Below are 7224 nucleotides of genomic sequence, written 5' to 3' on the forward strand. Positions count from 1 at the left end.
GCCCGAGCCGGGCGACCAGAGCCCCGCCCTGCGCTGGGAGACCCCGTTCACCACCATCGGACCGCGCTGCTACGCCCGCGCCGACGACATCGACGGCGTGCTGTCCGTCCGGCTCACCGTCCGCGAGGTCGGTGGGCTTCAGTCGGAGCCGAGGTGGCGTGCGATCAGGGAGCGCAGGTCCGGGTCGGGCGGTCCGGCGGGCACGGGGTGGTCGGCCAGCACCCGCCCGGGGGTGCCGCCGAGGACGACGACCCGCTGGGCGAGGGCCAGGGCCTCGTCGATGTCGTGCGTGACGAACAGGACGGTGGTGCCGCGGCGCTGCCACAGCTGCCGCAGCAGGGTCTGCATCCGGGTCCGCGTCAGTGCGTCCAGCGCTCCGAACGGCTCGTCCATGAGCAGCACTTCGGGTTCGGCGGCCAGCGCGCGGGCCAGCGCCACGCGTTGCTGCATGCCGCCGGACAGCTGCGCCGGGTACTTATCGGCGCCGTCCGCGAGCCCCACCTCGGCCAGGGCGGCGAGGGCGCGCCGGCGGCGTTCGGGGCGGGACAGGCCGAGCCGCTTGAGGGCGAACTCGACGTTGCCGCGGGCGGTGCGCCAGGGGAAGAGCGCGTAGTGCTGGAAGACCACGCCGCGCTCCGGGCCGGGCCCGCGCACCGGAGCGGAACCTGCCGTCACGTGCCCTTCGGTGGGCCGTACGAAGCCGGCCACCAGGTTGAGGACCGTGGACTTGCCGCAGCCGCTGGGCCCCAGCAGCGCCGTGAACGAGCCGGCGGGGAGCTCCAGATCGGTGCGCTCCAGCACCGGGGCGGCCCCGTAGCGGACCGACAGCCCCTCGAGTCGTACGCCCAGGCTCACGAGGCGCTCCAGTGCACGAACCGGCGTCCGACCGCGGCGAGTACGAGGTCGACGGCCACGCCGAGCAGTCCGAGCACGAGCAGCCCGGCGAACATCCGGTCCACGCGCAGGAACTGGCCGTCGACCTGGAGCCGGTAGGCCAACCCGCTGTCGGCGCCGCCGAGTTCCGCCGCCACCAGGGCGAGCAGCGCGACCGAGGCCCCGTACCGCAGTGCGGCGAGGAGCGCGGGTGCGGCGGCGGGCAGCAGCACCTCGGTGAACCGGCGGTGCAGCGGAGCCCCCAGCGAGCGGGCCGCCCGCAGGTGGGACACCGGCACCCGGGAGACGCCGTCGTGGACGTACAGCCAGACGGCGAGCAGCACGGCGTAGGCGATGAGCAGGCGCTTCGCGGTCTCCCCGATGCCGAACCAGGCGGTCGCGAGCGGCACCAGCGCGATGGCCGGTATCGGGCGCAGGAAGGAGACGACCGGGGTAACGGCGGCGGACAGCCCCGGCAGGTAGCCGGTGGCGAATCCCAGCGCGCTGCCGACGACGGCGCCCAGCGCGAAGCCCTGTCCGGCGCGGGCCAGGCTGGCTCCGAGGTCGGCGGCCAGCATGCCGCTGCCGGCGCTGTCCGCGAGCGCGGCCGCGGTCTCGCCGGGCGTGGGCAGCAACCCGGGGGCCACCGCCCCGGACCAGGCGGTCAGGTACCACAGCGCGAACACGGCACCTGCGGCGCCCAGGGCCGGGCCGAGCCGGCTGAGGGCCCGGCCGGGCGGTGAGTGGGTGGCGTGCACGGGGCGGCTCCTCGGGGGGGGGTCCTCGGTCGTCGATAAGTGAGGTCAATAATTGACCACGCTTATGACGGGAGTGTTGCGGCAGTGCGAAACCTCGCCGGAGCCCCCCGGCCCTTGATCGGTGATGCGGTACGTTCGCCTGCGTGACTCGACCCGAACCCACGCCCGAGGCGATCGAGGTCGGACGGGTGATCCGGAGCTGCCGCAAACAGCGCGGCGTCTCCATGGCCGTCCTCGCCACCCGCTCCGGCCTCTCCCAGCCCTTCCTCAGCCAGCTCGAACGCGGCCTCGCCACCCCCAGCCTCAGCTCGATCTACCGGATCGCGGAAGCACTGGACGTCACCCCGGGCACCTTCCTGCGACCGCCCGCGCGACCGGGCGCGGTCAGCCACGAGAGCGACCCTCAGGTGATCCGCGTGAACGAGGCCACCGGGCAGACCGCCCAGGTGCTCATCCCGGGCGGGCGCAGCGCGCTGATGGAGGCCTACGAGCACCACTTCGAGCCCGGCCAGGGCGAGCGCGGCTGGTTCGAGCACCCGGGCGAGGACTTCCTCTACGTACTGGAGGGCGAGATCGTCCTCGAGGTCGAGGGGGAGGAACCGCTGACCCTGCGCGCCGGCCAGAGCGCACACCACCGGGGCGAGGTACGGCACCGATGTCGCCTGACGGGCCCGACCGCGGCCCGCACCCTGCTGGTCATCACGAACGCCTAGCCCGCCGGCACCCGGCGACTTCGTCGCCGCCGTTGCCGTCGAAGCCGTCTCCCGCCTCCCCACCCCGCCCCGGCCGCCCCCTCCGGCCGTCAGCGGCGGGTCCGGCGGGTGTGCCGCCCCGTGCACCCACTCCCCCACCGCGAAGGATCTGATCCGCATGAGCGACTCCGTCGCCCCGCTGAGCGTGGGCGAGGCGCGTTCCCGCCTCCACGAGCTGACCGTCGTCGATGTCCGTACGCCCGCCGAGTTCGCGTCCGGCCACCTGCCGGACGCCGTCAACGTGCCGCTCGACCGCATCGGAAGGGAGCTGGCCGAGCTGCGCCGGGCCGCCGGACGGGGCCAGCTCCTCCTGGTGTGCGCGTCGGGCACCCGGTCGGACAACGCCGTCGCCACCCTGGCCACCCACGGCATTCCCGCCGCGAGTCTGACCGGCGGCACCACGGCCTGGGCCGCCGGGGGCCACGGGCTCCACTACCCGGCCGGCCGGCCGCGGGCCGTCTGGGCCATGGAGCGCCAGGTCCGCTTCACCGCGGGCGGCATCGTGCTGCTGGGCCTGGCCCTGGGCCTGTTCGTCCATCCGGCGTTCCAGCTGCTGTCCGCCGGGATCGCGGCCGGCCTGGCGTTCTCGGCCCTCACCAACACCTGCGGCATGGCGGTCGTCCTCGGCCGGCTGCCGTTCAACCGGCGGGGGGCGTGAGGGCGGCGCGGGCCGGCTCCGGCGGCTACCCCTGCTCGGGCACGTACTTGTAGCCCACGCGGCGCACGGTGGAGATCCGGCCGCGGTGGGCGGGGCCGAGCTTGCGGCGCAGCCGGGCCACGTGCACGTCGACCGTGCGGCCGTCGCCGATGTGTCCGTAACCCCAGATCTCCGTGATGAGGGCATCACGCGTGTGGACCGTGTACGGGTGCGCCACGAGATGGGCCAGCAAGTCGAACTCCAGGTACGTGAGGTCCAGTTCACGCCCGTCGACCTCGACCATCCGACGCGCGCGGTCGACGTGTACGGCGTCGTCGGGCCGGCCGGGACCGGGGTGGGGTCCCGGTTCCGGTTCGGGAGCCGGAAGGATGCCGGGCGCGACGGGATGGATCTCCGGGCGTACGCCGTGCGCCTCCATCAGGGCGACCGGGTCGACGTTCGCCGGCAGGAACACGAGGTAGCCGATACGGCCGTTGGCGCCGTCGGCGGGGACGGCCGGCGGGCGGTCGCCCACCAGCTGGAGGCGGGGGGCCGGGGAACGGCGGGCGGCGGGTGCGGGAACTGCGGTGGTCACGATGAGCCCCTTCGGCTGCTCGGAGTGAGGTACGGACGCCGGGATACCGGCCGTGACTGGGCGGGGGTCTCCGTGACGGCTCCGACCGGGAGGGCCGGCGCGCCGCACACCGGGCGGACCCTGGCGGCGCGGAGGGCCCGGGCTCACGGGTAGGCGCGGCCTACAGCGAGGAGCGGCGGCCGGAACGCCGGCGCGCGTCGGGGAAATGCCCTGTCGGAAAAAGCCCTAGAGGGGTCGGCAGACGGCGCTGGCGACGCGACGGAAGTCAACGTGCCTGCGGCGTACGAGCAACGGCTGCGACGGGGACATGGTCACATCGTGAGGTGCCCGCGGTCAGGCGTCAATACTTCCCTACTGATTACATAGGGAATGGCCGAGACCAGTGGCCCGGCCGCCGGGTCGGGCCGACCGTCCCGCCTGCCCGCCTCCGACGGCATCGTCTTTCATTTCAAGACCGGCCTGTCCACCATGCGGTCATACCCTTGCCGAGAAGGTCGCTTGGGGCGAGTATCCCTATCAATCCGATGGGAAAGGTGGGGATCCCGTGAACTGCGGTCTGCCGCACCGCTGATGCCCTAGGCGCGCGCCGGGCCTGGCGCCCGGCGAGTGGTCGCGTCCGCGGACACGACCGGCAACCTCTCCCCCCGGCAGGGCTCCGCAACGGACACCGCCGCGAACCGTCCCCGCAGAGCCGCTCCCCCGAGCACCCGAGCGGCCCACCGGGACCAGGGCGCGGCGCCGCACCGGTCCGCCCCCGGCCCCGGCCGGCGCCCGCTCCGCCTCCCCTCCTCCCACCGCTCGCGCGCTCCCAGCAACCGGCCGACGCCCTCCAACAACGTTCCGGAGTAGCCGACATGACCACCGCCCACCCTCCTGGCAGCGCCGTCCGCCCAGCCCGCCCGCCGCGCGGCGGCACCCGGACCTGTCGGTGACGCCCGTGCCGACGACACCGACCGCGACCGCCCCGCGGTCCGCCGAAGTGCGCCGCCGCGCGCTCCTGCGTACGGCGCGCGACGTGGCGGAGGACCTCGCCGCGGACGCCATCGCCCGCGACCAGGCCGGCAGGCCGCCCACCGACGAGACGGCCCGGTTGCGCGAGGCCGGCCTGCTGGCCGCCCTCACCCCGCCCGGGGTGGACCGCGGGACCGACTGGCGGACCGGATGCGCCGTCATACGGGAGGTCGCCGCCGCGGACAGCTCCGTCGGCGACGTGCTCGCCCGCCACTACGTCCACGCGTGGAGCGGACGCTTCTACGCGACGCACCACCAGGCGACCGCCCTCGAAGAGCAGTCGGTGCGCGAGCAGTGGCTGTGGACCGGCGCGGTCCGCGCTCCCGCACCCCACGACGAAACCGAGGGGTCCGACCTCATCCTGAGGCGCCGCAGCACCGGCTACGTACTGGACGGGTGCCGGTCCGTGGACACGGCGGCGGCCGTGGCCGACCAGATCGCGGTCGACGCCGTGTGCGCCGCGACCGGTGACGTCCTGGTCGTACGGATCCCGCCCGGCGCGCGGGGCGTGGCCATCGAGCCCGCCCTCGACCGCCTCGGGCAGCGCGTCGCCGGCGCGGGCGAGGTCGTCTTCGACCGGGTGGCGGTCGCGCCCGAGCAGCTGCTGGGCCGCCGGCCGCACGACGAGGAGGCGACCGCCCCCTTCACCGCGCTCGCCGAGCCGGCGCTCCGGCTCGCCCTGTGCCACGTCGGTCTCGGCATCGCAGAGAGCGCCCTCACCGAAGCGCGCGACCTCAGCAGGGGCGGCCGCGCCCACCGGGCGCCCGGCGGGGACCCGGACCTGCTGCTGACGTACGGGGAACTCGCCTCCGCCGCGCAGACGGCCACCGCCGTGGTCGACCGGGCGACTGAGGTGATGGCGCAGGCCCTCGCCACGGGTGCGCACCTCGATCCCGAGGAGCCCGCGGGCGTCGCCGCCCTGGTGGCCACGGCCGAGACGGTGACCTCGAAGGCCGCCTTGCACATCACCGCCCGGGTGCTGGAACTCGCCGACGCCCCCGGCCTGGACCGGTTCTGGCGCAACGCCCGCGTACTGACGGCCCACCGCCCCGCCGCGCACCGCCTGCGCTCCATCGGCGAGCACTACCTCAACGGCTCCCACCGCGCGGTGGCGGCGGCCTTCCACTGACGCGGGAGCCCGGGGCGCCGCACGGGACGCGTGCTCCCTCGCGATCCGGGCCCTTCGGCCGCCGGACAGGGCCACCTGTCCGGCGGCACACCGGGCACCCCGCGGCGGACGCCGGACGGAGCCGTACGGGATAATGGCCGTATGCGGATCTCAGCCAGGGCGGACTATGCGGTACGTGCCGCGCTGCAGCTTGCCGCGTCTCAGGACGACGGGCCGGTGAAGGCCGAAGCCATCGCCGACGCGCAGGACATTCCGCACAAGTTCCTCGAGGGCATCCTCAACGACATGCGCCGGGGCGGTCTCGTCCTCAGCCAGCGCGGCGGCAACGGCGGCTACCGGCTGGCCAAGCCGGCCCGGTCCATCAGCATCGCGGACGTCATCCGCGTCGTGGACGGACCGCTCGTCTCGGTGCGCGGGGTCCGCCCGCCGGACCTGTCCTACACCGGCCCCGCCGAGTCGCTGCTCCCCCTGTGGATCGCACTGCGGGCCAATGTGCGCGAGATCCTCGACGGGGTGTCCCTCGCCGACGTCGCAGCATCCGACCTGCCCGACGGCGTATCCGCGCTGGCCGAAACCCCCGGCGCCTGGACCAACCCCTGACCCCTGCTCCACCTGCGACTTCTCATATTTCGAGATGATCGCGTCCACTATATGGAAAGCCTCTTGGGGCGAGTCTCAGCCTCTGCCAATATGCCTACCAACCAGGTAGGAAAACTAGGAATCCGGGGAGGGGCGGGACCGTGCGCACACTGCACCACACAGGCCGGATGCTGCCCCTGACCTCCCGCCGGCACATCGACCTGGTCCGTACGTCCAGCGCCATCTGTCAGCCTGCCTGACACCTCCGCAGGGCCGGCTCCCCCCGCCGAGCACCACCGGGCGCGTACCGCCCCGCTCGCTCCGGCCGGCGGCCCTCCTCGGCCGACCGCCCCGCCTCCGAGCGCGGATGCGGGCTCGACGTCCACGCCCTGGCCGGGCCGGGCCAAGCCCCTGCCACCACTCCACTGCCGACCGCGACCCCGCCGTCGACGGCCGGGAGCGGGTGCCGTGCGCACCGACGGCCCCGCCCCTCCCCGTACCTCTCTGCACACCATCCCGTGAAAGGACACCTCCGTGTCTGCCGCCAGACCGCTCACCACCCTGCGCACCATCGCCGTCGTCGCCGCCCTCCCCCTGCTGCTCACCGCCTGCGGCTACGGATCCGAGGCGAAGAAGGAAGACGACAAGGCCAAGGTCGCGGCCACCGGCGACAAGAAGCTCTCGGCATCCGAGGTGCGCATCGGGTACTTCCCGAACCTGACGCACGCCACCGCCCTGGTCGGTCTCCAGGAAGGCCTGATCCAGAAGGAACTGGGCAGCACGGCCGTCAAGACCCAGGCCTTCAACGCCGGTCCGTCCGAGATCGAGGCCCTCAACGGCGGCTCGCTCGACATCGGCTTCATCGGCCCCTCGCCCGCGATCAACGGCTA

At 74.2% G+C, this 7224-nt stretch carries 10 protein-coding genes; 6 read left to right on the forward strand and 4 right to left on the reverse strand.

The genetic code is table 11. From position 1 onward, the window contains the following. Positions 1-138 precede the first annotated feature (138 nt). Complete coding sequence (locus AB0D66_RS22730) at positions 139-855, reverse strand: ABC transporter ATP-binding protein (protein WP_362306341.1); 717 nt, start codon at positions 853-855, stop codon at positions 139-141. Then, the gene (locus AB0D66_RS22735) at positions 852-1631 is read right to left on the reverse strand and encodes an ABC transporter permease subunit (protein WP_362306344.1); all 780 of its coding nucleotides are present in this window, start codon (positions 1629-1631) and stop codon (positions 852-854) included. Before AB0D66_RS22735 ends, AB0D66_RS22730 begins: the two co-directional genes overlap by 4 nt. 143 nt (positions 1632-1774) lie before the next feature. Here AB0D66_RS22735 and AB0D66_RS22740 point away from each other — a divergent pair, with 143 nt between their 5' ends. Then, positions 1775-2344 carry an XRE family transcriptional regulator gene (locus AB0D66_RS22740; RefSeq protein WP_362306347.1) on the forward strand — a complete coding sequence of 190 codons (570 nt, stop codon included), beginning with the start codon at positions 1775-1777 and terminating at the stop codon, positions 2342-2344. A gap of 157 nt (positions 2345-2501) precedes the next feature. Beyond that, positions 2502-3041, forward strand: coding sequence for a rhodanese-like domain-containing protein (locus AB0D66_RS22745; protein WP_362306350.1), 540 nt, complete (start codon positions 2502-2504; stop codon positions 3039-3041). Positions 3042-3066: 25 nt separating this feature from the next. Here the strand turns inward: AB0D66_RS22745 and AB0D66_RS22750 are convergent, their stop codons facing one another. Both AB0D66_RS22750 and AB0D66_RS22755 read right to left on the reverse strand, forming a co-directional pair. Then, entirely contained in the window at positions 3067-3615 is a 549-nt protein-coding gene (locus tag AB0D66_RS22750; protein WP_362306353.1) for a winged helix-turn-helix domain-containing protein, read from the reverse strand. A gap of 225 nt (positions 3616-3840) precedes the next feature. Next, the gene (locus AB0D66_RS22755; RefSeq protein WP_347878459.1) at positions 3841-3924 is read right to left on the reverse strand and encodes a putative leader peptide; all 84 of its coding nucleotides are present in this window, start codon (positions 3922-3924) and stop codon (positions 3841-3843) included. A 628-nt stretch (positions 3925-4552) separates the two neighbouring features. Here AB0D66_RS22755 and AB0D66_RS22760 point away from each other — a divergent pair. The 4 genes from AB0D66_RS22760 to AB0D66_RS22775 form a co-directional block, all read left to right on the forward strand. Beyond that, the gene (locus AB0D66_RS22760) at positions 4553-5755 is read left to right on the forward strand and encodes an acyl-CoA dehydrogenase (protein WP_362306356.1); all 1203 of its coding nucleotides are present in this window, start codon (positions 4553-4555) and stop codon (positions 5753-5755) included. Between the two features lie 141 nt (positions 5756-5896). After that, entirely contained in the window at positions 5897-6355 is a 459-nt protein-coding gene (locus AB0D66_RS22765) for an Rrf2 family transcriptional regulator (RefSeq protein WP_362306359.1), read from the forward strand. Between the two features lie 167 nt (positions 6356-6522). After that, on the forward strand, positions 6523-6594 hold the full coding sequence (locus tag AB0D66_RS22770; protein WP_362306379.1) for a putative leader peptide: 72 nt from the start codon (positions 6523-6525) through the stop codon (positions 6592-6594). A 274-nt stretch (positions 6595-6868) separates the two neighbouring features. Then, on the forward strand, positions 6869-7224 hold a 356-nt coding region (locus tag AB0D66_RS22775; protein WP_362306364.1), incomplete at its 3' end, for an ABC transporter substrate-binding protein.

Source organism: Streptomyces sp. NPDC048270, assembly GCF_040652335.1.
GTDB lineage: Bacteria > Actinomycetota > Actinomycetes > Streptomycetales > Streptomycetaceae > Streptomyces.

Excerpts from the sequence above, each read along its gene's own strand:
- AB0D66_RS22745 (WP_362306350.1), top strand. The coding sequence starts at position 2,502 with ATGAGCGACTCCGTCGCCCCGCTGAGCGTGGGCGAGGCGCGTTCCCGC.
- AB0D66_RS22765 (WP_362306359.1), top strand. The coding sequence starts at position 5,897 with ATGCGGATCTCAGCCAGGGCGGACTATGCGGTACGTGCCGCGCTGCAG.
- AB0D66_RS22755 (WP_347878459.1), bottom strand. The coding sequence starts at position 3,924 with ATGTCCCCGTCGCAGCCGTTGCTCGTACGCCGCAGGCACGTTGACTTC.